The sequence below is a fragment of the Pseudomonas sp. FP2338 genome (assembly GCF_030687515.1).
In the GTDB taxonomy this organism is placed as follows: Bacteria; Pseudomonadota; Gammaproteobacteria; order Pseudomonadales; family Pseudomonadaceae; genus Aquipseudomonas; species Aquipseudomonas salomonii.
The window spans coordinates 3,596,524-3,619,023 of sequence record NZ_CP117436.1; the positions used below are offsets into that span (position 1 = coordinate 3,596,524).

Annotated in this window: 26 protein-coding genes; 12 read left to right on the forward strand and 14 right to left on the reverse strand. The window is 61.4% G+C overall.

Annotated features, from left to right (window positions below; translation table 11 throughout):
* The first annotated feature begins 24 nt into the window (after positions 1-24).
* Entirely contained in the window at positions 25-618 is a 594-nt protein-coding gene (locus tag PSH96_RS16070; protein WP_305453842.1) for a TetR/AcrR family transcriptional regulator, read from the forward strand.
* Here the strand turns inward: PSH96_RS16070 and PSH96_RS16075 are convergent.
* The 3 genes from PSH96_RS16075 to PSH96_RS16085 all read right to left on the reverse strand — a co-directional run bounded on the left by PSH96_RS16075 (position 602) and on the right by PSH96_RS16085 (position 3,631).
* Positions 602-1,957 (reverse strand): MATE family efflux transporter, encoded by a 1,356-nt coding sequence (locus PSH96_RS16075; RefSeq protein ID WP_305453843.1) that lies wholly within the window; start codon positions 1,955-1,957, stop codon positions 602-604. The genes PSH96_RS16070 and PSH96_RS16075 overlap by 17 nt on opposite strands.
* Positions 1,958-1,982: 25 nt before the next feature.
* Complete coding sequence (locus PSH96_RS16080; protein ID WP_305453844.1) at positions 1,983-2,555, reverse strand: DUF2239 family protein; 573 nt, start codon at positions 2,553-2,555, stop codon at positions 1,983-1,985.
* Between the two features lie 245 nt (positions 2,556-2,800).
* Positions 2,801-3,631, reverse strand: a complete 831-nt coding sequence (locus tag PSH96_RS16085) for an IclR family transcriptional regulator (protein WP_305453845.1) — start codon at positions 3,629-3,631, stop codon at positions 2,801-2,803.
* A gap of 241 nt (positions 3,632-3,872) precedes the next feature.
* Here PSH96_RS16085 and PSH96_RS16090 point away from each other — a divergent pair, with 241 nt between their 5' ends.
* From PSH96_RS16090 to PSH96_RS16120, 7 genes are read left to right on the forward strand one after another with little or no spacing between them, the layout of a single operon-like run.
* Positions 3,873-4,901, forward strand: coding sequence for an ABC transporter ATP-binding protein (locus PSH96_RS16090; protein WP_305453846.1), 1,029 nt, complete (start codon positions 3,873-3,875; stop codon positions 4,899-4,901).
* Positions 4,898-5,743, forward strand: coding sequence for an ABC transporter permease (locus tag PSH96_RS16095; RefSeq protein ID WP_305453847.1), 846 nt, complete (start codon positions 4,898-4,900; stop codon positions 5,741-5,743). The genes PSH96_RS16090 and PSH96_RS16095 overlap by 4 nt, the downstream gene beginning before the upstream one ends.
* 4 nt (positions 5,744-5,747) lie before the next feature.
* On the forward strand, positions 5,748-6,542 hold the full coding sequence (locus PSH96_RS16100; protein ID WP_305453848.1) for an ABC transporter permease: 795 nt from the start codon (positions 5,748-5,750) through the stop codon (positions 6,540-6,542).
* The gene (locus PSH96_RS16105) at positions 6,542-6,832 is read left to right on the forward strand and encodes a (2Fe-2S)-binding protein (RefSeq protein ID WP_305453849.1); all 291 of its coding nucleotides are present in this window, start codon (positions 6,542-6,544) and stop codon (positions 6,830-6,832) included. Before PSH96_RS16100 ends, PSH96_RS16105 begins: the two co-directional genes overlap by 1 nt.
* Positions 6,829-8,172: an NAD(P)/FAD-dependent oxidoreductase gene (locus PSH96_RS16110; RefSeq protein ID WP_305453850.1), complete on the forward strand. Its 1,344-nt coding sequence runs from the start codon at positions 6,829-6,831 to the stop codon at positions 8,170-8,172. Before PSH96_RS16105 ends, PSH96_RS16110 begins: the two co-directional genes overlap by 4 nt.
* Entirely contained in the window at positions 8,169-9,266 is a 1,098-nt protein-coding gene (locus tag PSH96_RS16115) for an FAD-binding oxidoreductase (protein ID WP_305453852.1), read from the forward strand. Before PSH96_RS16110 ends, PSH96_RS16115 begins: the two co-directional genes overlap by 4 nt.
* Positions 9,267-9,280: 14 nt before the next feature.
* Positions 9,281-10,312: an ABC transporter substrate-binding protein gene (locus PSH96_RS16120; RefSeq protein WP_305453853.1), complete on the forward strand. Its 1,032-nt coding sequence runs from the start codon at positions 9,281-9,283 to the stop codon at positions 10,310-10,312.
* Between the two features lie 39 nt (positions 10,313-10,351).
* Here PSH96_RS16120 and PSH96_RS16125 read toward each other — a convergent pair whose 3' ends face one another.
* From PSH96_RS16125 to PSH96_RS16140, 4 genes are all read right to left on the reverse strand, one after another.
* Entirely contained in the window at positions 10,352-10,708 is a 357-nt protein-coding gene (locus tag PSH96_RS16125; RefSeq protein WP_305453854.1) for a hypothetical protein, read from the reverse strand.
* Positions 10,709-10,935: 227 nt separating this feature from the next.
* The gene (locus PSH96_RS16130; protein WP_305453855.1) at positions 10,936-11,583 is read right to left on the reverse strand and encodes a nicotinamidase; all 648 of its coding nucleotides are present in this window, start codon (positions 11,581-11,583) and stop codon (positions 10,936-10,938) included.
* Positions 11,584-11,793: 210 nt separating this feature from the next.
* Positions 11,794-12,567, reverse strand: coding sequence for an L-iditol 2-dehydrogenase (locus PSH96_RS16135; protein ID WP_305453856.1), 774 nt, complete (start codon positions 12,565-12,567; stop codon positions 11,794-11,796).
* Positions 12,568-12,580: 13 nt separating this feature from the next.
* Entirely contained in the window at positions 12,581-13,840 is a 1,260-nt protein-coding gene (locus tag PSH96_RS16140; protein WP_370694369.1) for a sugar ABC transporter substrate-binding protein, read from the reverse strand.
* A gap of 259 nt (positions 13,841-14,099) precedes the next feature.
* Between PSH96_RS16140 and PSH96_RS16145 the strand changes: the two genes are divergently transcribed.
* The 3 genes from PSH96_RS16145 (at position 14,100) to PSH96_RS16155 (ending at position 17,199) form a co-directional block, all read left to right on the forward strand.
* Entirely contained in the window at positions 14,100-15,038 is a 939-nt protein-coding gene (locus PSH96_RS16145) for an AraC family transcriptional regulator (RefSeq protein ID WP_305453859.1), read from the forward strand.
* A 155-nt stretch (positions 15,039-15,193) separates the two neighbouring features.
* Positions 15,194-16,156, forward strand: a complete 963-nt coding sequence (locus tag PSH96_RS16150) for a nucleoside-specific channel-forming protein Tsx (protein ID WP_305453860.1) — start codon at positions 15,194-15,196, stop codon at positions 16,154-16,156.
* Between the two features lie 14 nt (positions 16,157-16,170).
* Positions 16,171-17,199, forward strand: coding sequence for a purine nucleoside permease (locus tag PSH96_RS16155; protein WP_017139613.1), 1,029 nt, complete (start codon positions 16,171-16,173; stop codon positions 17,197-17,199).
* A 134-nt stretch (positions 17,200-17,333) separates the two neighbouring features.
* On the opposite strand, the gene PSH96_RS16160 is transcribed toward PSH96_RS16155, so the two are convergent.
* The 7 genes from PSH96_RS16160 to PSH96_RS16190 form a co-directional block, all read right to left on the reverse strand.
* The gene (locus tag PSH96_RS16160) at positions 17,334-17,669 is read right to left on the reverse strand and encodes a DUF6124 family protein (RefSeq protein ID WP_305453861.1); all 336 of its coding nucleotides are present in this window, start codon (positions 17,667-17,669) and stop codon (positions 17,334-17,336) included.
* 439 nt (positions 17,670-18,108) lie between these two features.
* On the reverse strand, positions 18,109-19,068 hold the full coding sequence (locus tag PSH96_RS16165; RefSeq protein ID WP_305453862.1) for a zinc-binding alcohol dehydrogenase family protein: 960 nt from the start codon (positions 19,066-19,068) through the stop codon (positions 18,109-18,111).
* 30 nt (positions 19,069-19,098) lie between these two features.
* Entirely contained in the window at positions 19,099-19,272 is a 174-nt protein-coding gene (locus PSH96_RS16170) for a DUF1427 family protein (RefSeq protein WP_074854484.1), read from the reverse strand.
* An 89-nt stretch (positions 19,273-19,361) separates the two neighbouring features.
* Positions 19,362-20,126 carry a helix-turn-helix transcriptional regulator gene (locus tag PSH96_RS16175; protein ID WP_305460086.1) on the reverse strand — a complete coding sequence of 255 codons (765 nt, stop codon included), beginning with the start codon at positions 20,124-20,126 and terminating at the stop codon, positions 19,362-19,364.
* A gap of 67 nt (positions 20,127-20,193) precedes the next feature.
* Positions 20,194-20,364: a metallothionein gene (locus PSH96_RS16180; protein WP_305453863.1), complete on the reverse strand. Its 171-nt coding sequence runs from the start codon at positions 20,362-20,364 to the stop codon at positions 20,194-20,196.
* Between the two features lie 89 nt (positions 20,365-20,453).
* The gene (locus tag PSH96_RS16185) at positions 20,454-20,909 is read right to left on the reverse strand and encodes a DMT family transporter (protein ID WP_305453864.1); all 456 of its coding nucleotides are present in this window, start codon (positions 20,907-20,909) and stop codon (positions 20,454-20,456) included.
* 4 nt (positions 20,910-20,913) lie between these two features.
* Positions 20,914-21,402, reverse strand: coding sequence for a DMT family transporter (locus tag PSH96_RS16190; protein WP_305453865.1), 489 nt, complete (start codon positions 21,400-21,402; stop codon positions 20,914-20,916).
* Positions 21,403-21,519: 117 nt separating this feature from the next.
* Between PSH96_RS16190 and PSH96_RS16195 the strand changes: the two genes are divergently transcribed.
* On the forward strand, positions 21,520-22,452 hold the full coding sequence (locus tag PSH96_RS16195) for a LysR family transcriptional regulator (RefSeq protein ID WP_056859392.1): 933 nt from the start codon (positions 21,520-21,522) through the stop codon (positions 22,450-22,452).
* Positions 22,453-22,500 lie beyond the last annotated feature (48 nt).

Below are 22,500 nucleotides of genomic sequence, written 5' to 3' on the forward strand. Positions count from 1 at the left end.
ACTGAGCTAATGCGAGCCTTACCCATGAGCCGAGCCCGTACCGAAATGATCGACGCCACCCGCGCCCGGCTGATCGCCAGCGCTCGCCAAGCCTTCGCCACCCAAGGCTACGCCAACACCTCGATGGATGATTTTACCGCCCGCGCCGGCCTCACCCGCGGTGCGTTGTACCACCACTTCGGCGACAAGAAAGGCTTATTGGCGGCGGTGGTCGCCGAGCTCGACGCGGAGATGGACGCGCGCCTGCAGGGCATCAGCGACCAGGCGCAGGACCCCTGGAGCGGCTTTTGTGAACGCTGCCGCGCCTATTTGCGCATGGCCCAGGATGGCGAGATCCAACGCATCGTATTGCAGGATGCGCCTGCCGTACTCGGTGATACCGGCTCTCAGCAACAGTGCGTGGAATCCCTGCGCCAGCTGCTGGAGGCGATGATGCAGGCCGGTGTCATCCAGCAAGCCCCCAGCGTCGCACTGGCCCAGTTGATCAATGGCAGCCTGGTCAACACGGCCCTGTGGATCGCCCGTGACGAGCAACCAAACCTGCGCCTGCAAGAAGGTTTGCAGGCGCTGGAACTGTTACTGCAAGGCTTGAAGCAACCCGTCACACCAGCCGTTTGATCTGCTTGTGGCGCCACACCAACCGGTAATAGGCGGTCTGCAACACCAGCATCGCCAGGTAGGTCACCGGAAATGCCATCCACACGCCCTCCAGGCCGAAGTGCGCGTTGAACAGGTACGCCATCGGCAGCTCAACGCACAGCACACAGAAGATCGAAATCGCCACCGGCATCAACACCACGCCACTGGCGCGCATGATCCCGCCGATCACCGCCTGGAACCCGAACACCAGGATGCTCCACAGCATGATATGCAGCAGGTGCTCGGCATTGAGCCGTGCCGCGTCGTCGGTGATAAACAAGCCCAGCAACCAGTGGGACAACAGGTAACCCAACAGGATCAAGCCACCGGTCAGGCACAGGTTGATCACAAGCCCGGTGCGCAGGATCGGCCCGATACGCTCCAGGCGCCCGGCACCGATTGCCTGGGCACCGAGGATCGAGGCCGTGATCGCAATCGACAGCGCCGGGAACTGCACGTAGTTGACGATCTGCGTCACCGCGCAATAGGCCGCCGTAGCGTGTGAGCCATGACCGTTGACCAGCGCCAGAATCACCAGCTCCGACAGCGACAACACCACCATCTGCAAACCGGTTGGCAAGCCGATACGCAGGACCTTGCCGAGGATCGCCCGGTCCAGGCGCAAGGCCGCGAGCAGTTCACGGTCCGGCGCCATCACATGGTTTTTATGGCGCAGGCGCAAAATCAGAAACAGCATGGCCGCCGCGTTGCCCACCAAGCCCGCATACACCGCACTCTGAATGCCCATGGGTGGCAAGCCGATCCAGCCGCGAATCAGCGCCGGGGTCAGCAGCAGACCGACCAGCGTCGAGACCATCAGCGCCAGCAACGGCGAAACCGTATCGCTCACACCCCGTAACAGCTGGGTGTAGAGGATAAACACCAGCAGCAGCGGCATGATCAACATCATCATCTGGGCATAACCCACCGCATCATCGAGTACATCGATCGGCGTACCCAACGCCTGCAACGCCGGGCGCGCAAACAGGCTGCCCAGCACTGCCGCGATCAAGCCCACCAGCGCGCCAAGCGTCAGGGTGGCGCCGGTAATCACCTTGACCATCGCGGTTTCCTGCGCGCCCCAGGCTTGCCCGATCAACACCGAAGCGCCCGCCCCCAGGCCGATCACCAACGCAATAAAGAAAAACACGATGGGGAACATCCCCGACACGGCCGCCAGCGCCTGGGTGCCGAGCATCTGCCCGACATAGATGCCGTTAAGGGTGCCGGAAAAGCTTTGCAGGAAGTTGGACAGCACCATGGGTGCCAGAAACATCAGGTAGATCTGCCACAACGGCCGCTTTGGGGTGACGTCCATACTGGTTTGAATCTCTGGATTATTGTTATGCAGCAAAGGCATTGCGTGACAGCCAGGCCAGGTACGTCTGCACGTCCACCGGCCAATGCGCGATTTTTAGGAAAAACTCGGCACCGTCCTCGGCAAACAGCGCCCGTGACGCGTGTTCAAACCCTGGCAGGTCGCCGCCAAGGGCGCTCATGAAACGATAGCTGGCTTCTTTGGCCTGGCGCATTTGATCACGGGCAGCATGAACATTGCGCGCTTCATCCACCAACCGGCGTAACGCCGCCGACGCGCCGCCACGTTGTTGGGCCAGCCATTCCCAGTGGCGCGGCAGCAGGGTGACTTCCCGCGCGACCACGCCCAACTTGGGGCGCCCGACCGTAGGCGCTGCGGGTGGGTCTTCATCGAGCTTGATCGGCACCGGTTGATCCGGCGCGTAGCCTGCAGGCCAGGGATAGTCGACCTGGGTGCCGGTGGCATCATCGAAGACCAGGAAGCTGCCGGTGGACAGGTCAAGGCTCGCCAGCGCTTCGGCCACCTGGGAATAGGAGCCGGCCGCCACACGTTGGTGACGGACAAAGGCAGTGCAGACTGCCGTATTTTGAATAGGCATCGATTATTACCCGGACGTTATTTGTTTTACCCGGATTATATTAACTGTATTTTAATAATCCGCAAGCCGATGCGGTAAAACCGTCGCCGCGGCCACACACTTGTCGCGTTAGCTGCAACCTGAACCTGTGGAAGCTGGCTTGCCTGCGATTGCGATTGGCAGCTTGCATCTTCGGCGACTGGTTTACCGCTATCGCAGGCAAGCCAGCTCCCACACAAAAGCGGATCTTCATTGGGTTGAATGAGCTAGCCGCCAAAGGTCTGCGACGGCCGACGCAACGTCGGATCAAACGGATTGATCCGTGGCCCGATCGCTGCCGCTTCGCGCTTGAGCAACTCCACCACCGTCGGCAACCGGCTTGGCCCCAAGCGGTCACTGATGGTCGCCACACTCAACGCCGCCACCGCATGCCCATCCCGATTCAGAATCGGCACCGCCAACCCGGCCATGCCTTCGAGCACACCGGTATTGCGCGCCGCATAACCCAGGCGCCGCACATTCTCGACCTCGGAGCGCAGCAGCACTTCGTCATACAGGTGAAAATCCTTGAGCCGTGGCAGGTTGTAGCGGATCACCGTCTCACGCTCTTCCTCCGGCAAGAACGCCAGAATCGCCAGGCTGCCCTGCCCCACGCCGAGCGCCACACGCCCGCCAATATCGCCAGTGAAGGTGCGAATCGGATACGGCCCTTCGCTGCGGTCCAGGCAGATCGCATCAAAGCCGCTGCGCGCCAGCAGAAACAGCGAATCGCCCAATGACGCACTCAGGCGCAACATGCTCGGGCGCACCAGGTCGCGCAGGTTGCCGGTCTTGCCGGCGTTGGCCGCCAGGGCGAAGAACTCCAGGCTCAGGCGGTAGCGCTTGCTGCGCGCATCCTGCTCAACCATGCCTTCGTCCATCAGGCTGCGCAGCAAGCGGTGCGTCGTGGGCTGCGACAGGCCGACTTGCTGCGCGAGCTGGGTCACGCGCTCGCCGCCTTCGGGCACTTCGCCCAACGTGCGCAATAACGCAAACAGACGAGACACGCTGCCCGCGCCAACTTCCTTACTGTTTTCATTCCGCTCAATGGAATCCATAACAGGTAATCTCGGCTTAAATTCTGGTGAATGAATAAATGTGAAAATAATAGTCCGTTCAGTGAAATTCCATCTTCCGCCCATCCTAGTCTTCGTCCTAATCTGCGTCCACAGGGGCGAAATGAACAACAACCGGCAGCCGACTTGAGATCGAGCGCCAACGCACCCGCAACACTCTTTTCGCATCTGCCCAAAACAAAAAAGCGCGTTTCGACGCGACTCAAAAAGGTGGAACGCAGACATGGCTTTTCTCCAACTCAACGCCTTGAGCAAACGCTACGGCGCCGTCGACGCAGTGGTCGCCACCGACCTTGCGGTGGAAAAGGGCGAGTTCGTTTCCCTGCTCGGCCCATCAGGCTGCGGCAAGACCACCACCCTGCAAATGATCGCAGGCTTTGTGGACGTGAGCGGCGGGCAGATCCTGCTCGACGGCCGCGACATCACCCACGCCAAACCCGCCAGCCGTGGCTTGGGCGTGGTGTTCCAGAGTTACGCGCTGTTCCCGCACATGAGCGTGCGCGACAACGTCGCCTTCGGCTTGAAGATGCGCAAAGTGCCGGCGGCCGAGATCGCCAGCAAAGTCAAAACCGTGTTGGAACTGGTGCGCCTGGCCCCACACGCCGAACGCTACCCGCGTGAATTGTCCGGCGGCCAGCGCCAACGGGTGGCCTTGGCGCGTGCGCTGGTGATCGAGCCGCCTGTGCTGCTGCTGGATGAGCCGCTGTCCAACCTCGATGCCAACCTGCGCGAAGAGATGCAGTTTGAAATCCGCCGTATTCAGTGCGCCGTGGGCATCACCACCTTGATGGTCACCCACGATCAGGCCGAAGCCCTGTCGATCAGCGACCGCGTGGTGGTGATGCAGGCCGGGCGCGTGACCCAGATCGACGCGCCCTACAAGCTCTACGAACACCCACGTACGCGGTTTATCTCGGACTTTGTCGGCAAGGCCAACCTGCTGGCCGGTGACTACGACGAACTCGGCACTCCCCAAGTGCGTCATACCGGCGGCGACGGCACACTGGTACTGAGCCTGCGCCCGGAAAAAATCCAGCTGTTGGATGCAGGTGCAGGCCGCCTGCAAGGCAAGGTCCTCGACCGTTATTTCTTCGGCAGCCAATGGCTCTACCGCGTCCAAACGTCTCTGGGCGAAATCACGGTGGTACGCAGCAATGACGGCAGCGCGCCGCTCGGTCGCGGCGCGGCGGTGGGCCTGGACTGGCATGCCGAATTGCTGCGCGTACTGGCAGCCGATGAGGTGCGCGCATGAGCCGTGGTTATCTGTTGTCGCTGCCGGCCCTGCTGCTGTTTACCGGCCTGCTGATCCTGCCGCTGTTCATGACCCTGGTGCTGTCGTTCAACGTGTTCGACTACCAGGTGGGCGTGAAGGCCGATGAGTGGACCTTCGCCCATTACCTGTCGCTGTTCAGCGATGCGTACTTCTACGAGATCTTCTGGCGCACCTTCTGGATCAGCGCCCTGGTGACTCTGCTGTGTGTAGTGATCGGCGTACCGGAAGCCTACATCCTCAGCCGCATGGACACGCCGTGGCGCTCGATCTTTTTGATTTTGATCCTCACGCCGCTGCTGATTTCGGTGGTGGTGCGCGCCTTCGGCTGGAGCTTGTTGCTGGGTGCCGATGGGTTGGTCAACCAGGTCATCCAATTCCTCGGCGGGCGCCCGGTGAAGCTGCTGTACACGCCGTTCGCGGTGGTGATCGCCCTGGTGCACGTGATGCTGCCGTTCATGATCATCCCGGTGTGGACCTCGCTGCAAAAGCTCGACCCGTCGGCGGAACAGGCGGCGCTGTCGCTGGGTGCAAGCCAGGCCACGGTGATGCGCAAGATCGTGTTGCCGCAAGTGATGCCCGGCGTGCTGTCCGGCACCTTGATCGTGTTCGGCCTGGCCGCCAGCTCCTTTGCGATCCCCGGCCTGCTCGGCGGGCGCCGCCTGAAAATGGTCGCCACCGTGGTCTACGACCAGTACCTCTCGGAACTCAACTGGCCCATGGGCGCGACCATTGCGGTGGTGCTGCTGTTGGTCAACTTGCTGATCATGCTGAGCTGGAACCGCATGGTCGAAGGCCGCTACAAAAAGTCCCTGGGGGTTTAAGCGCATGTCCAGAAACGGTCCTTTGGCCCTCGGTTTCCATGGTTTGGTGGTGCTGTTCATGATGGCGCCGCTGGTGGTGGTGTGCCTGGTGGCCTTCACCCCGGAAAACACGCTGAGCCTGCCCACCTCGGGCTTCTCGCTACGCTGGTTTCGTGCAGTGTTCGAGCGTGCCGACTTTATCCGGGCGTTCTACAACAGCCTGATCCTGGCGTTTACCGCCGCCACCCTGGCGACCCTGATTGCAGTGCCCGCCGCCTTGGCGATCAGCCGCTATCAGTTCCCGGGGCGCAACTTTTTCAGCGCGTTGTTCCTGTCGCCGATCATCATCCCGCACCTGGTGCTGGGCGTGGCGATGCTGCGTCTGTTTGCGCTGATGGGCGTCAATGGCAGCTTCACCTGGCTGATGCTGGCGCATGTGGTGATCATTACGCCGTATGTGCTGCGCCTGGTGTTGGCGGCGGCCATTGGTATTGATCGCAGTGCCGAGCAAGCCGCCGAATCGCTGGGGGCCGGGCGTTTTACGCTGTTCCGTCAAATCACCTTACCGATGATTCTGCCGGGTGTGGCCGGCGGCTGGTTGCTGGCGTTCATCAACAGTTTCGATGAAGTGACACTGTCTATTTTTGTCAGCTCGCCGGCCACGCAAACCCTGCCGGTGCGCATGTATGTGTACGCCACCGAATCCATCGACCCGATGATGGCGGCGGTGTCGGCGCTGGTCATTGCACTCACCGCAGCCACCATGATCCTGCTCGACCGGGTGTATGGCCTGGACCGCGTACTGGTGGGGAAACATTGATGGCCTTGTTCAAACGCTTGGCCGAAACCCGCCGCCCTGCCCTGGCCTTCACCCTTGATGGTCAACCGGCCAGCGGCTTGCTGGGCGACACGTTGCTCACCGCCATATTGACCTGCGCCGAGCACCTGCGCGGCAGCGATTTCAGCGCCGAACCCCGCGCCGGTTTCTGCCTGATGGGCGCGTGCCAGGACTGCTGGGTGCGGCTGGAGGATGGGCGCCGTGTGCGGGCTTGCTCGACGCTGCTGCAAGAGGGCCAGGCGATCAGCCGCGATCCGGGGCGTCAGGCATGAAACCGATCGTGATTGTTGGCGCAGGCCCGGCGGGCATCAGCGCGGCGCGCACCTTGCTCGACCATGGCGTCAAGCCTTGCCTGGTGGATGAAAGCCTGCGCGGCGGCGGGCAGATTTACCGGCGCCAACCGGCTAATTTTCGGCGCTCGCCCAAGCAACTGTATGGCTTTGAGGCGGGCAAGGCGACGGCCATGCACCGCACACTGGATGAGTTGGCGCCACTGATCGACTACCGGCCCGAAACCCTGGTGTGGAATGCCGAGGACGGTCGCCTGGACATGTTGAATAACGGCCACGCCGAAAGCGTGGAGTTCGCCCGGATTATCGTCGCCACCGGCGCCACCGACCGCATTCTGCCGGTGCCGGGCTGGACCTTGCCCGGCGTCTACAGCCTTGGCGCTGCGCAAATCGCGTTGAAATATCAGGGCTGTGCCATTGGTGAGCGCGTAGCGTTGTGTGGCAGTGGGCCGTTGCTGTATCTGGTCGCCTACCAATACGCCAAGGCCGGGGCCAAGGTGGTGGCGGTGCTCGACAGCGCGCCATTCAGCGCCCAGTGCCGTGCTTTGCCGGCGCTGCTGGGGCAACCGGCGACCCTGGCCAAAGGCATTTATTACCGTGCCTGGCTCACCGCCCATGGGGTTCCCGTGCATCAGGGTGCGACGCTCCAGCAGATCGACGGCGAGCAACGGGTGCGTGGCATTCGCTGGGGCAAGCGGGTGCTGGAATGCGATGCCGTGGCGTTCGCCCATGCGCTGCGCAGCGAGACGCAACTGGCGGATTTGCTCGGCTGTGAGTTTGCCTGGAACCCTTTGAACCGCGCCTGGCTGCCACAACGCGACAGTGCCGGGCGCAGCAGCGTCAGCGGCGTGTACCTGGCGGGTGACGGGGCCGGGATAATGGGCGCCGATGCTGCGCAGATGGCCGGTGAACGTGCGGCGTTGGCGGTACTGGAAGATTCAGGCGTCGCCATCGATCCGCTTCGCCCAGCGCTGCTTGAGCAGCAACTGGCGGGTATCCAGCGCTTTCGCCATGGCCTGGAAACCGCGTTCCCTTTCCCTGAGCAATGGGCCGCACAGGCGCCGGATGAGTTAATCCTGTGCCGCTGCGAAGAAGTCAGCGTCGGCGACGTGCGCGCCGTCGTCGATGAAGGCCACTGGGAAATCAACCGGGTCAAAGCCCATTGCCGGGTCGGCATGGGCCGCTGCCAGGGCCGCATGTGTGGGCTGGCGGCAGCAGAGGTTGTGGCCGAGCGCAGCGGTCGCGCCATACACGACGTTGGCCGCCTGCGCGGCCAGGCGCCGATCAAGCCGCTGCCGTTTGGTGTGGAGGTGCAGCCATGATCGATGTGATCGTGTTGGGCGGCGGCATCGTCGGCGCATCGGCGGCCTTGATGCTCGCGCACAAAGGCCAGCGTGTGGTCTTGGTGGAGCGAGACTTTTGTGGCTCGCACTCCAGCGGCGTGAATTACGGCGGTGTGCGCCGCCAAGGCCGCCCCTTGCACCAACTGCCACTCTCACAACGTGCTCATGAACTGTGGGCCGACCTGCCGGGGTTGATCGGCATCGACGGCGAGTACGTGCGCTCCGGGCATTTGAAACTGGCGCGCAGCCATGGGGATTTCGCCGCGCTGCAAGCCTATGCCGAACAGACCCGTGGGTTTGGCCTGGGCTTGCAATTGCTGGACTACACCGAGTTGCGCGCACGCTTCCCGTGGGTGGGCGACATTGCGGTGGGCGCTTCGCTGTGCCCCGAAGACGGGCATGCCAACCCGCGTTTGGTGTCGCCTGCTTTCGCCCGTGCGGCGCAGCGTCTTGGCGCGGCGGTGCACGAACAGGCCGAAGTGACTCAGATCGAACATGACGGCCAGTGCTTCCAGGTGCGCTGCGCCAATGGCCTGCACCTGCAAGCGCCGTGGTTGCTGAACTGCGCGGGGGCCTGGGCCGGGACGCTCGCCGCGCAATTTGGCGAGCCGGTGCCGATCACCTCGGCGCACCCGGCGATGCTGGTCACCGAGCCGCTGCCGGTGGTGATGAACGTGAGCACCGGCGTTGAAGGCGGCGGGATTTATGCGCGCCAAGTCGCCCGTGGCAATTGCATCCTCGGCGGCGGCCGTGGTTTTGCCCTTGGCCCGCTGACGGCGCGCCCTGGGCAAGCGGCGGTATTGGAGATTCTGCGCAATGCCGGCGAGCTTTACCCGTTTCTCAAGGGTGCCCAGGCGATTCGTACCTGGAGCGGCACCGAAGGTTACTTACCCGATCATGAACCGGTGATCGGCCCCAGCAGCACCCAACCTGGCCTGCTCCACGGTTTCGGCTTTGCCGGCGCCGGGTTCCAGCTCGGCCCCGCCGTCGGTGAAGCCCTGGCAGAGATCGTCTGCACAGGCGCCAGCCGCCAACCCATCGAAGCGTTTTCCATTCGTCGTTTCCAAGCCTGAGAGGAAAAACACCCATGAACCCACGTATCGCGCTGTCCTGCTTGCCCTTCGCCTTGCTCACCGCCACCGCCCATGCCGCACCGACGCTGTACCTGGGCATGAACGGCGGCACCATGGAACGGGTGTACGCCGACAAGGTGCTGCCCGCGTTCGAGAAAGCCAATAACGTCAAGGTGGTGATCGTGCCCGGCACCTCGTCGGACATCCTCGCCAAGGTCCAGGCCAACAAAGACAACCCGCAGATGCACGTGATGTTCCTCGACGACGGCATCATGTACCGCGCCATTTCCATGGGCCTGTGCGACAAGCTCACACCCAACCCGACCCTGGACCAGATCCCGGCCAAGGCGAAAATCAAGGAAGAAGCGGTCGCCGTAACCCTGGGCGTCACAGGCCTGGGCTACAACGCCAAGATGTTCAAGGAAAAAGGCTGGGCGGCGCCCACCTCATGGATGGACCTGGCCGATCCGCGATTCAAAGACAAAGTGGTGTTCCAGTCCCTGGCCTCCTCCACCTTCGGCCTGCACGGCTTCTTGATGTTCAACCGCATCCAGGGCGGCTCCGAAACCAACGTGGAGCCGGGCTTCAAGGCCTGGCCAAAAACTATCGGCCCCAACGTGCTGGAATACATCGCCAGCTCCGCGAAAATCTCCGAGATGGTGCAGACCGACGAAGCGGCGATATTCCCGCTCACCCCAACTCAAGTGACCACTCAGCAATTGCTCGGCATCCCGATGGAATACGCCCAGCCCAAGGAAGGCGCAGTGGTGCTAAACGTGGCCGAGTGTGTAATTGCGCGTAATGACCAGCCGGAACTGGCGCAGAAACTTGCGGCCTTCTTGTTGACCGCCCAAGCCCAGGCGCCGGCGCTGGAAGAAGGTGACCAGATCCCGTCGAACCCGACCACGCCGACCACCGACAAAACCCGCGCACGGGTGGAGGCCATGCAAGGCTACTTGCAGACAGCGATTTCGATTGATTGGGACCAGGTCAACCAGGCGCGGCCGGAGTGGAATGCGCGTTGGAGCCGCTCGATCGAGCGTTAACGGGCAGGCGTGGCGTGCTCCCGCGCGACTGCGCGGGAGCTACTGGCGCCGAATGTTCGCCAGTTTCAGTCGCATGTCGTGATAGCGGTAAGTGTTTAACAGAAGTATTCCCAGCAGTGGAAATGCAACCCCCAACAGATAAGCCAGCGCGTGGGGCCGGTATTGAATGGTCGGGGTCACCACTATCAAGCAGAGGACAAAATAACCCGTCTGCCATCCAGTGGAAGCAACGCGCCCGCGTGCCAGCATCCAATGGCCAAGGCCGGATAAAATCATCAAGCCCAGCACCAGCGCAACGCTACATCCGGTTTGCATCGCCGGGCCAAGGCGGCGCAAATAGGTGGTGCTCGCCAGGAAGCCAGCGGCCCCGCCTGAAAGCAGGCTTACAACGACCATGAGCAGAAATTCAGGCAGGCACCGGGCAAGACGGTTTGCAGTTGACTCCCTCACGCGACAGCGCTCCCCGGCCAGTCAAGGCCGCTCGTGCAAAAGCGTGAGGGTAATCAGTAACGCCCAATGAGTGATGTAGGACGCTTCTCGTTTTTTTGCGGGCAACGTTACCGGTCTAGCCGCGAATCATCGGCTCCCACAGGAAAGCACATATTGGGTGATAGCTATGCGCCTTAACGCGTCGCCATCGCGGCGAGTTCTTCGCGGCTACGGCTGATCGCTGCACCGGCATTACGCAAGTCCGTTACCGCCGCCGCACCGCCCGCCTCGCTGATGCCTCGGCATGCCGGCAGGTGCAGAACCACTTCCAGGCCAGCCCTGAGCAATTGCATGGCCGTGGTCTTGACGCAGAAGTCCAGGGCGAGGCCCCCCACGATCACACGGCGCACGCCCTGAGCCTTGAGGTACTCGATAACCCCGGTGGACAGCTTGTCGTGCAGGTCGTGGTAACAGGCGCCATAAGGATGCAGGTCGGGTTCGACGCCCTTCCAGATGAAGTAGTCGTAGTCATACGGCGTGGGTAATTCGTCGAGCAAGGTGAAGCCTTCAGTGCCCGGCACACAATGACTGAGCCAGGTGAGGTCGGCATGCTCAAGGCCGGTGGGTTTCAACATGTCGCCGGGCTGCGTGACCACCCAAGGGGCGTGCGGGGTATGGGCGTCTTTGCTGCCGACACGATAACCGGCAAGACTGGCCATGTAGTTGAGTTCGGCACCGATTTGATCGCCGCCGGCCACCGGCAGTTCATTGGGGCACAACGGCGTGAAGCTCTTTTGAGGGTCGACGTCGAATGAGGCAATGGCGGTTTTCAAAAGGGTCATGGCGGCACTCCTGTGAGGTGCGGGTAAAAGTAGACATGAGGTACGGCTACCTCCACAAACACTTTGTTTACTTTTTTGAGCACAGCGTTGCCGTCCAAGAAGCTCAAAGATCAAAGGTGGGAGCTGGCTTGCCTGCGAAAGCGGTGGGTCAGGCAACAAGACTGCACCTGTTAGACCGCCATCGCAGGCAAGCCAGCTCCCACACTGGATCTAGTTCATCCAGTTGCCGCCATCGACATTGTAGGTCTGTGCCACCACATAGTCGGCGTCTTTCGAAGCCAGAAAAATCGCCATGCCGGTCAGATCCTCAGCCGTGCCCATTCGCCCGAACGGCACCTCGGCGCCAACCCGTTGCTTCTTCTCGCCAGGTGCCAGCCCTTCATGCCTGGCAAACAGCGCATCCACACCATCCCAATGCTCGCCGTCGACCACGCCCGGTGCGATCGCGTTGACGTTGATGCCCTGCTTGATCAGGTTCAAACCCGCCGACTGCGTAAGGCTGATCACCGCCGCCTTGGTCGCGCAATACACCGCCACCAATGGCTCGCCGCGCCGCCCGGCCTGGCTGGCCATGTTAATGATCTTGCCACCGTGGCCCTGGCTGATCATCTGGCGGGCCGCGGCCTGCAAGGTGAACAACGTGCCGGCGACGTTGATCGAGAACAGCCGCTCAAAGCTGTCGCGGGTGATGTCGACGATGGGCGCCAAGTCGAACAATGCGGCATTGTTGATCAGGATATCGAGCTTGCCGGCATGGGCCACCACGGCCGTAATCGCGGCGTCGATAGAGGCTTGCTCCGTGACATCCATCGCGACCGCGTAAGCCTGTGGCCCCAGCTCGGCGGCTGTGGCCTGGGCGCGTTGCAGGTTGATATCGGCAATGGCGACCGTTGCGCCTTCAGCGATATAGGCCTGGGCAAAGGCGCGGCCGATACCGCGCGCCGATCCGGTGATCAGCGCGCTTTTACCTTCGAGTCGGTTCATAAAGAAGTCCTGTTTACTTAGGGTAACCGGCGCGTTTCATTTCGCGCTCGGTAGTGGACTGAGCCGCAAGCAGCGCCTGGTCGACCGTCATGCCGCCGGTAAGCGCCGCCGAGAACAACTTGCCCACCGAGGTGCCGATGGCCTGGAACTCCGGGATGGTCACGTACTGGATGCCCACATATGGCACCGGTTGGGCTGACGGGTGCGCAGGGTCAGCGTGCTTCATCATCTCCAGCGTCACCTGGGCAAACGGCGCGGCCTTCAGGTAAGCCTCGCTGTAGGTGGACTGGCGGGTGCCCGGCGGTACGTTGGTGATGCCTTCTTTATCAGCGACCAGCTGGATGTAGTCCTTGGAGGTGGCCCAGGCAATAAAGGCCTTGGCGGCGTCTTTATGCTTGGACGTGGCCGGGATGGCCAGAGACCAGGCATACAGCCAGGATGAGCCTTTGTCGGTGACTTCGGTCGGTGCAGCGGCAAACCCTACACTGTCGGCCACTTTGCTCTGGGTTTTGTCGGTGGTGAACGAGCCGGCGACGCTGGCATCCACCCAGATTGCGCACTTGCCACTGTTGAACAGCGCCAGGGTTTCGTTGAAGCCGTTGCTGGAGACGCCCGGCGGGCCGTAGTTCTTCAGGGTGTTGACGTAATAGTTGGCGGCGGCCGTCCACTCGGGGCTGGTCAGTTGCGGCGTCCACTGTTGGTCGAACCAGCGGGCGCCAAAGGCGTTGGCCATGGTGCTCAGCAAGGCGATGTTCTCGCCCCAACCGGCTTTGCCACGCAGGCACATGCCATATTGGTCTTTGTCTTTTACCGTGAGTTTGGCCGCGAACTCACCGAGCTGAGTCCAGGTCGGGTGCGCGGGCATGCTCAGGCCGGCTTGCTTGAACAGGTCGGTGCGGTAGTAGGTGACAGTACTTTCACCATAAAACGGCAGCGCATACAGGGTGTCGTTAACCGACAAGCCCTGGCGCACGGAGGGGAAAATATCCTCGGCATCGTAGTCGGCCGGCAGTTGGGTCAGTGGCTCCAGCCAGTGTTTGGCGCCCCACAATGGCGTCTCGTAGGTGCCGATGGTCAGCACGTCGAACTGCCCGCCCTGGGTGGCGATATCCGTAGTGAGGCGTTGGCGCAGCACGTTTTCTTCAAGCACCACCCAATTGAGCTTGATGCCCGGGTGCTGCTGCTCGAACACCTTGGACAGGCGTTGCATGCGGATCATGTCACTGTTGTTGACCGTGGCGATGGTCACGGTGTCGGCGGCGTAGCTGGGCATGGCCAGCGCCAGGCCAGTCAGCAGGAACAGCGCGTGTGGGAGCTTGAGCATGGCGGTATCCACCTGTTGTTTTTGTTGTTGAGCAGCGATTACAGCAGCTTGGTCAAGGCCTCACAAACGAATGACGAATGCGTGGCTGGTACTTTTTTAACCCAGGCGTGAAAGTCAAAAAAGTATCAGTGCCAGGCGAAACCGGGGGTAGCGCACTGATTGCCGGTGCGCGTATTTTGGCGTTATCCAACGCATAAGAGGCATCACCATGCCCGTCAGCCGCGCTCAATTGTTCGAACACCGCCCCGCCGAACTCGAAGTGATCCTGCCCGAGCCGGACCACTGCTTTCGCTGGTTCGAACATGACTACCCCTATGATCTGGCGCGCTGGAACCACCATCCGGAATTTGAGATTCACCTGATCCGCCAAGGCAGCGGCAAGTTGGTGGCGGGCGACTATATCGGTGCGTTCAGCGCCGGGCATGTGGCGCTGATCGGCCCGGACCTGCCCCACGACTGGATCGGCGACCTCGCCCCCGGCGAATACCTGAATGGCCGCGACGTGGTGCTGCAATTCGACGGCGCCGCCCTGCTCGCCCTGCGCAAAACCCTGCCGGAACTCGGCGACTTGCAGCCGCTGTTCGAACAGGCCCGACGCGGCCTGGAATTCACCGGCGAGACCGCCGTGCAGGCAGCCGGGTTGATGGAAGCCATCGGCAACGCCCATGGCCTGCAGCGGTTGATCCTGTTTCTGCAACTGCTCGACACGCTTAACAATGCACCGCAAGCCCAGGTAAAGGCGCTGGCCAGCCCCTGCTATGCGCCCACCCTAGATGCGCGCAGCGCCGAGCGCATCAACAAAGCCTTCGATTACCTGATGCGCGAGCTGACCGGCGACTTGCGCCTGTCGGTCATCGCCCAGCAACTGCAGATGAGCGAACCGGGCTTCTCACGCTTCTTCAAGCGCAACACCGGCCACGGTTTTATCGACCTGATGCGCAAGTTCCGCGTGCAACGCGCCTGCCGCCTGTTGCTGCAAAGCGACATGTCGGTGGCAGACATCTGCTTTGAAGTGGGCTACGCCAACCTGTCCAACTTCAACCGGCACTTTCGCATCGAAATGAACCAGACGCCGAGCGAGTATCGGCGCGAAACCGCGATGCATTTATTCAACCGCAGCGAGAAATTGACACCCAGCCAATTTTGACCAAAAGGTCGACTAATCCCTGTTTTTTCCATACTGCTCAACCCTTTGAGCAAAGTTGGTACGCCACGTGCAAACGTTTGCGGAACGAACTTGGCCACCAGGTTCATCACTACCCGCAGAAACGGGTTCAAACCGCGTAAGAATAGGGATTTTCAATGCACCTCACCTCAAGGCGTCCCGCTTGTTTTGGTGTTTCCTTGCTACTGGCCGCCGTTACGGGAGTACTCAGCGCGCCCATTTTGGCGCAGCAAAAACCCGTGGATGACTCAGCACAGGGCGAAACCCTCAGCCCTGAAACCAAAAGCCCGGAAGCCAGCCCGACAAAAAAAGGCGTGTATATGTCGGACTGGTTCAACCAGGACCTGACCCTGATCGGCAGCAAAGACATCAGCTTCGGCCCCAAGCCGCAGGATGATGTGTACCTGGAATATGAATACTTCGGCCGCAAAGGCCCGTTCGAGTTGTATGGCTACATAGACGTGCCGAAAATCCTCGGCATCGGTAACAGTAATGACAAGGGCGCGTGGGACCATGGCTCGCCGGTATTTATGGAGCATGAGCCGCGTATCTCCATCGACTACCTGGCCGGCCGCAGTTTGGCCATCGGCCCATTCAAGGAATGGTATGTAGCCTTTGACTGGATCTACGACCACGGCAGCAACAAGTCCAACCGCGCCAACACCCTGTACAGCGGCCTGGGCACCGACATCGACACCCATTCGCGGGTCAACCTGTCGGCCAACTTCTATGGGCGCTACCAGTGGGAAAACTACGGCGCGAGCAATGAGTATTCGTGGGACGGCTACCGTGCGCAAATGAAGTACATCGTGCCCATCAGCAGTTTCGATAACGGCGCATCGCTGACCTATATCGGCTTTACCAACTACGATTTCGGCTCGGATTTGCACAAGGACAACCCGGCGCGCACCGCCAACTCATTAGTGGCGACCAACGTGCTGCTGTACTCGTTTACTCACTTGCGCTTCACCCTGGTCGGCCGTTACTTCCACAACGGCGGCAACTGGGAGGATGGCAGCGAGCTGAATTTTGGCGAGGGTAACTTCCGCGCCCGCTCGGATGGCTGGGGCTACTACGCCGGTGTCGGTTACCAATTCTGATCAAGGAGCTTTAGATGAACATGCTTACCCGTCTCTCGATGGCCATCGGCCTGGCCTTTTTGCCCCACGTGGTGCTGGCGGATGCTGCGGCGCCGATCAAACCCAAAGTGATGCTGATCACCATGTTCGCCCCCGAGGCGCAAACCTGGATCGACCGCCTGGAACTCAAGCAGGAGGTCCGCGTGCCAGGCCTGTCGGCCGAATACCCGGTGATCCGCTGCAACACCCAGGACGTGTGCCTGCTGGTGACCGGCATGGGCCAGACCAACGCCGCCGCGTCCACGTTGGCCCTGGCGTTGTCGCCCAAGTTTGACCTGCGCCAGAGCTACTTCCTGATTGCCGGGATCGCCGGCATCAGCCCTAAACACGGGACCATCGGCACCGCAGCCTGGGCGCATTACCTGGTGGAGTTCGGTACTCAGTGGGAGCTGGATTCGCGCGATGCGCCCAAAGATTGGCCAACCGGTTACATCGGCATCAACACCAAAGGCCCCAACGAAAAACCTCCGTTGGACTACAAGACCGAAGTATTCGAGCTGAACCCCAAGTTGCAGGCCAAGGCGTTTGCCCTGTCGCAAAAGGTTGAGCTGAGCGAAAGCAAGGAATCCAGCGCCTGGCGTAAACACTACCCGGCCGCGCCGGCCAACCAGCCGCCGCAAGTCACACGTTGCGACACACTGGCAGGCAACACCTGGTTCTCCGGCACACGCCTGAGCGAACGCGCCGAAGTCTGGACCAAGTTGCTCACCGATAACAAAGGCGAGTATTGCACCACCCAGCAGGAAGACAACTCCACCTATGAAGCCTTGCTGCGCGCCAGCCGTGAAGGGTTGGTGGATATTCAGCGCTTGGCCGTGGTGCGCGCCGGGTCTGATTTCGACCGGCCGTATCCGGGCTACAGCGAGGTGGACAACTTGCTGAAATATGCGGATCAGGGCGGGTTTGTACCGGCGCTGGAGAACCTGTACCGCACGGGCAATCCGCTGGTACAGGCGATCCTGAAGAACTGGTCGGCGTGGGAAAAAGGCGTCCCAGAAGCCTAGTAAAAATCAAAATGTGGGAGCTGGCTTGTCGGGTCGCCGCATCGCTGCGATAGCGGTGTTTCAGTCAATCATTCTCTGACTGACAGACCGCCATCGCAGCGATGCGGCGACCCGACAAGCCAGCTCCCACACTTTTAAGTCACGGGGTGGGCTACATTCAGCGCCTTGTCGACCAGCAGCTGCACACCTTCCAGCATTCGGCAGATACCCAGCGCGACATTGCGTTGCGAACCCTCGACTTCAAATGCCAGGTGGTTGGCCATATCACTGATGGAAGCCAGATCCTGGGAAGCATTGACCAGTAAGGTTTCCGTACCCAAGTCTGCGCGCACGGTGAAGATGCCTTCGTTGGATTCAGGAATGGGTTTGCCGGGGTTGAGATAGTGGTTGATCGCGCGGTAGGCGACTTCGTGCAGGGTGCTGGTGTCGTAGTCTTGATGGGCTGGGGGATTGGGGGTGTCTTTGATCATGGTGGAGCTCCGTCGACAAGTGAAGCTGCCAACGCTCGCGGTCAAGCAAGGATAAGGTGGCAGCTGTACGCGGGTTGACCGACCGGTTGTCAACGAACCCGGCATACCCAAAGGTATCCCGCGCACAACTGCCGCGACACAATACCTCAGGCATAAAAAAAACGCCTGAGGTTGGTACAGGGCGTAGCGATTCGTTAACAGGTCGGACGGTCAAATCCGGCCGCTGAATTGGCAGCGACGGCAGGGAGGTTAGTCAGCCCGCTTCCGAGCGACAACCTGAAACCTTTGTGGGAAACGTCCGATCGAGAACAGCCCTCAAGCCCAGTGAAGATCAAAATGTGGGAGCTGGCTTGCCTGCGATAGCGGTGGATCAGTCAATAACTCTCTGACTGACAGACCGCCATCGCAGGCAAGCCAGCTCCCATACTTTTTAACCGCATTAAGGCAGGAGGATGATTTTGTCCGCACTGCCCTTGTTCACTTCCTCGTAGCACTGCACTCCATCCGCCAACGCCACCTCACGCAACCCTGTCGGCAACGGCAGCGAACCCTCATCAAAAAACCGCCCAAACTGCTCCAGCATCACCGCGCACTGCTCACAGTTGTAGAGCAACGAATTGATGCCCACCACCGAACCGCCCTTGCGGTACAACGCCAGGGCCGGCAGTTGCACATGCCCATCGGCCGGCGCGGCGATGATCGCGATGCGGCCGAACGGGGCCAACCCTGCGACAGCCGCCGGCAGCCAGAAACCGGTGGTGTCGAAGATCACATCGGCACCGCCCTTGAACACCGCACTCACCTGCCCGCCCAAGGCGTCCGGCTGGCCCAGGGCAATCGCGTCGAAGCCCTGCGTCTGCAACGCCTCGACCTGATCCGCCTTGCGCACCGCCGCTAACACCTGCGCACCGCGAATTTTCGCCAGCGCCAACGCCGCGCTGCCTACCGCACCATTGGCGCCAATCACCAGCAGCCGCGTGCCTTTGCCAACACCGCTACGCTCCAGTGCATCCCAGGCGGTGGTGTATGGCACGCCGAGGCTGGCGGCCTGGGCAAAGCTCAGATGCGTCGGTTTATGCGCCACGCCCTTCGCCGACACCGTGAGGTATTGGGCGTGGGAGCCGTCGGCAAAAAAACCGAGGTCACGGCCGGTGCCCCACACTGCCTGACCAACCAGCTCCTGCGGGCCTTCCACCACCACACCGGCAAAGTCCCGGCCGGGAATACGCGGCAACGTTGTGTAGGGAAAACGCCCAAGCACGTTTTTAACATCGCTGGGGTTCAGGCCTGCAGCCTTGATCTGCACCAACACTTCACCCGCAGCCGGCACCGGTTTGGCGACGTCGACAACACTCAGGGCGGCAAGGTCGCCGGTGGCGGAAAATTGCAGTGCTTTCATAACCAACATCCCTCCAAATAAAAGAAAAAATCAGGACAACCAACCGCTGACCAGCTCACGCCCCATGGGCCAGAGCTTTTCACCGAGCAACATGCCCATCAGCCCCACAAGGGCAATGGCGGGCGGCGCGGGCGAGCGAAAGTCCAGGGCGCCGTAGATCACGCCGACAAACAGGCCGATGGCGAGGGAAATGAGGTAGTTCATAGGGTTTACGCCGGGTGGGTTGATGCGCCCAGTGTAGTGAGCCCAATCCCGAAGCATCGGCCAAGTGCTTCAGGATTTCGGCCAAAGCCTCAACCGACGTATTGCGAAGGCGCCACACCGAGTTCACGGCGGAACATGTCGCTGAAGCTGCTCGGCGAATAGCCCAACGAGCGGGCAATGCCGCTCACCGACTGGCCTTGGATCAGCTCCGCCACCGCCGTGGCGAGTTGCACCTGACGGCGCCATTCGGCAAAGCCCATGCCGAGGTGGTTCTGGAACAACCGCGCCAGGGTGCGCACGCTGGCGCCCGCCGCTTCGGCGTGTTGCTCAAAAGGGATTGCCAGTGACGGCGCCGCCATCACCGCCTGGCAGGCATTGATCAACCGACGATCGGCCTCCAGCGGCATGGCAATGCGGATCTGCGAGCGGCGCGCGCGTTGCAGCTCCAACAACGCCAGGCCGACCACGGCGTCGTAATAGGCTGTATCAGCGTTATCGCCTTGATCAACCAGGGTGACGATCAGTTCACGCAGCAGCCCACCGACTTCAATCACCTGCACCTGGCTGTCCAGTGTCGCCGCCAACGTCGGGCGCAGGTAGATATTGCGCATCTGCAGGTCCGAGACCACACGAATGCCGTGTTCCACACCCGGTGGCAGCCACACGGCGCGTTGCGGCGGAACGACCAACGCTTCGCGCGGTGTTTCAACCCACATCACCCCGCTCATGGCGTAGAGCAACTGGCCCCAGTCGTGGCTATGGGGCTCCACATACAACCCACGCGGATAGGTGCGCGCCAGCGGTTGCACGGGGACAGCATGATCAGTGAGGTCGGGAGGCGCGGCCAGGGCCATGAAAAACCCATCAATCAAGGGTGAGCGGCCATGGTAATGACCGCTGCCCGATAAGCCGAGGGGATTTTTAGCCTTTTGCGGACTTGGCGCACTCGCAACCGGTCGACGAGTCACACGGTTCGCCATGCGCATGGTGCTCGGCGCAGCCTTGGCAGCAATAACCCTTGCCGTCTTTCATCACCGCATGGGTGCCCAGTAAGCAATTGCAATGTGGGCACGCACAGTTTTCATCAGCCATGTTCAGACTCCTTTTGCATGGTCGTCCAGGTGCAACGGGCGCTGCACCTTAAGCAGTGACTACAGGCAAGGTTTCAAGGTTCACCGCCGTTAATCGGCCAGGCGGCTGTTGCTGCGGTACATGAACACCAGCGCCAGCGCCAACAGCAGCATCGCCACGATACGGCTGCCCGACAGCTCGATGGCCGGGTTGCCCAGCCAGCCGAAGTTGTCGATCAGCATGCCCATGCCCAATTGCCCGACGATCACCGCCACCGTGGCCACCGCCGTACCCACCACGGGCACCGCGCCGACCATGACCATCATGTACACCACGCCGAACAGGGCGCCGGTCAACTGCCACTTGGGCACGTCCAGCAAGCTCACGGCCTGTGCGGGTTCGAAGAAGAAAATCAACAGTGCCGTGGTGATTGCGCCCACCGCAAAGGTCAGCAAACTGCTGCGCAACACGCCTACCGTCTGGCCCAGGCGGCCGTTGATCGCGGCTTGCACACTCAGCACCGCACCGGCGGCAATCACCAGTAGTAATAACAGAATCAGATTCATCGCCTTAACCTCGTGCAATCAGAACAAGTGCCGCCACAATCAACGCCAGGGCAATCCAGCGCTCGCCATTGACCCGTTTGCGCGTGGTGCCGAACCAACCGAAATGGTCGATCAGCACGCTCTTGCCGACCTGGCCCGACAGAATCGCGATCATGGTCATGGCGATGCCGATATGCGGCGTGGCCAAAGTCAGCACCACCACGTACATCGGCCCCAAAAAACCGCCGATCAACTGCCAGCGCGGCAGGTCGGTGAGTGCCGGGCCTTTTTTCGGGCCGCTGAACAACAGCAGCAAAAACAGAATCGCCGTACCGACGCCAAAGATGCTCAACGTCGCCCACAAATGCCCGACCTGTGCACCCAATGGCCCGAGCAAGCCGGCCTCAACCGACAGGCCCATGCCCGCCAGAATCACCAGCGGCAGCAAGAGCAAGCGCAAAAGGTTTTTTTTCGGCCTGGCCTGCGCCACGCCCTCGATGGAACTTGCCTGCATACATCACCTGCGCGTCAAGAAAGGAAACATGGCGCGCATTATCCGGTGGCCGTCTTGTGCGATAAATGGGAGCATGCAAATAACACCTTTGCGCATTGCGCACAGCACGGAGCCACGATGCAGGGTTTGAATGAACTGAGTTTCAAGGCATTGCGCCTGTTTGTAGCCGTGCTGGATCACGGCAGCTTTTCTGAAGTGGCGCGCCGTGAAGGGCTGGCGCCCTCCTCCATCTCGCGGCAAATCCAATTGATGGAACAGGCGCTCGGCCAGCAATTGCTCTACCGCCACACACGAGCGGTCAGCCCCACCGAAGCCGGGCGTCTGCTCGGGCGCCACGCACGCTTGATGCTGGAACAGTTGGAGGCCGCCGGCCAGGCCTTGCAGGAGCAGGAAAGCGAACCCAGCGGGCTGGTGCGCATCAATGCGCCGATGGTGTTTGGCCAGCGTCACCTGTCACCGTGGCTGGGCGAATTGTGCCGCCGCTACCCCAAGCTGCAACTGGATATCCAGCAAACCGACACCTACGTCGACCCGTTGCAAGACGGCACCGACCTGCTGTTTCGCATCGGCGTGCTTAACGACTCCAGCATGCAGGCACGCATCTTCGCGCCCCAGCGTTTTCGCCTCGCCGCCAGCCCGGCGTACCTGGCCCGATATGGCACGCCGCGTCATCCCGATGAACTGGCCAACCATCAATGCCTGGCCTACAAAGGCATCACCGGCCAGCAACGCTGGTTCTTCCGTCGCGGCCAGGGCGACTGGACGCCGTACAGCGTCAAAGGGCCCATCACCGGCAACCACGCCGACACCCTCACCCACGCGGCGGAGCAAGGCCTGGGGTTGGTGGTGTTTCCGTCCTGGCTGATCGGCGAAGGCTTGCGCGCCGGCACTTTGCAGGCGGTACTCACGGAATACGACGTGGCCACCACCCTGGAACCGCAACAGATTGCGGCGTTGTGGCCAGGCAGCCGGCGGCTGTCGCTGAAGGTGCGCACGGTGATTGATTATTTTGTGGAGTGTTTTGGAGCGGTGCCGTATTGGGATCGGTGAGCCCTCTACATCACACTGGATAAGCCTTGGAAGGTAAAAATTCCTCGT

Excerpts from the sequence above, each read along its gene's own strand:
- PSH96_RS16100 (WP_305453848.1), top strand. The coding sequence starts at position 5,748 with ATGTCCAGAAACGGTCCTTTGGCCCTCGGTTTCCATGGTTTGGTGGTG.
- PSH96_RS16070 (WP_305453842.1), top strand. The coding sequence starts at position 25 with ATGAGCCGAGCCCGTACCGAAATGATCGACGCCACCCGCGCCCGGCTG.
- PSH96_RS16135 (WP_305453856.1), bottom strand. The coding sequence starts at position 12,567 with ATGAACCGACTCGAAGGTAAAAGCGCGCTGATCACCGGATCGGCGCGC.
- PSH96_RS16195 (WP_056859392.1), top strand. The coding sequence starts at position 21,520 with ATGCAGGGTTTGAATGAACTGAGTTTCAAGGCATTGCGCCTGTTTGTA.
- PSH96_RS16095 (WP_305453847.1), top strand. The coding sequence starts at position 4,898 with ATGAGCCGTGGTTATCTGTTGTCGCTGCCGGCCCTGCTGCTGTTTACC.
- PSH96_RS16190 (WP_305453865.1), bottom strand. The coding sequence starts at position 21,402 with ATGCAGGCAAGTTCCATCGAGGGCGTGGCGCAGGCCAGGCCGAAAAAA.
- PSH96_RS16140 (WP_370694369.1), bottom strand. The coding sequence starts at position 13,840 with ATGCCCAGCTACGCCGCCGACACCGTGACCATCGCCACGGTCAACAAC.
- PSH96_RS16170 (WP_074854484.1), bottom strand. The coding sequence starts at position 19,272 with ATGAACTACCTCATTTCCCTCGCCATCGGCCTGTTTGTCGGCGTGATC.
- PSH96_RS16080 (WP_305453844.1), bottom strand. The coding sequence starts at position 2,555 with ATGCCTATTCAAAATACGGCAGTCTGCACTGCCTTTGTCCGTCACCAA.
- PSH96_RS16090 (WP_305453846.1), top strand. The coding sequence starts at position 3,873 with ATGGCTTTTCTCCAACTCAACGCCTTGAGCAAACGCTACGGCGCCGTC.
- PSH96_RS16130 (WP_305453855.1), bottom strand. The coding sequence starts at position 11,583 with ATGACCCTTTTGAAAACCGCCATTGCCTCATTCGACGTCGACCCTCAA.
- PSH96_RS16165 (WP_305453862.1), bottom strand. The coding sequence starts at position 19,068 with ATGAAAGCACTGCAATTTTCCGCCACCGGCGACCTTGCCGCCCTGAGT.
- PSH96_RS16145 (WP_305453859.1), top strand. The coding sequence starts at position 14,100 with ATGCCCGTCAGCCGCGCTCAATTGTTCGAACACCGCCCCGCCGAACTC.
- PSH96_RS16125 (WP_305453854.1), bottom strand. The coding sequence starts at position 10,708 with ATGGTCGTTGTAAGCCTGCTTTCAGGCGGGGCCGCTGGCTTCCTGGCG.
- PSH96_RS16160 (WP_305453861.1), bottom strand. The coding sequence starts at position 17,669 with ATGATCAAAGACACCCCCAATCCCCCAGCCCATCAAGACTACGACACC.
- PSH96_RS16120 (WP_305453853.1), top strand. The coding sequence starts at position 9,281 with ATGAACCCACGTATCGCGCTGTCCTGCTTGCCCTTCGCCTTGCTCACC.
- PSH96_RS16155 (WP_017139613.1), top strand. The coding sequence starts at position 16,171 with ATGAACATGCTTACCCGTCTCTCGATGGCCATCGGCCTGGCCTTTTTG.
- PSH96_RS16185 (WP_305453864.1), bottom strand. The coding sequence starts at position 20,909 with ATGAATCTGATTCTGTTATTACTACTGGTGATTGCCGCCGGTGCGGTG.
- PSH96_RS16085 (WP_305453845.1), bottom strand. The coding sequence starts at position 3,631 with ATGGATTCCATTGAGCGGAATGAAAACAGTAAGGAAGTTGGCGCGGGC.
- PSH96_RS16110 (WP_305453850.1), top strand. The coding sequence starts at position 6,829 with ATGAAACCGATCGTGATTGTTGGCGCAGGCCCGGCGGGCATCAGCGCG.
- PSH96_RS16150 (WP_305453860.1), top strand. The coding sequence starts at position 15,194 with ATGCACCTCACCTCAAGGCGTCCCGCTTGTTTTGGTGTTTCCTTGCTA.
- PSH96_RS16175 (WP_305460086.1), bottom strand. The coding sequence starts at position 20,126 with ATGGCCCTGGCCGCGCCTCCCGACCTCACTGATCATGCTGTCCCCGTG.
- PSH96_RS16115 (WP_305453852.1), top strand. The coding sequence starts at position 8,169 with ATGATCGATGTGATCGTGTTGGGCGGCGGCATCGTCGGCGCATCGGCG.
- PSH96_RS16180 (WP_305453863.1), bottom strand. The coding sequence starts at position 20,364 with ATGGCTGATGAAAACTGTGCGTGCCCACATTGCAATTGCTTACTGGGC.
- PSH96_RS16105 (WP_305453849.1), top strand. The coding sequence starts at position 6,542 with ATGGCCTTGTTCAAACGCTTGGCCGAAACCCGCCGCCCTGCCCTGGCC.
- PSH96_RS16075 (WP_305453843.1), bottom strand. The coding sequence starts at position 1,957 with ATGGACGTCACCCCAAAGCGGCCGTTGTGGCAGATCTACCTGATGTTT.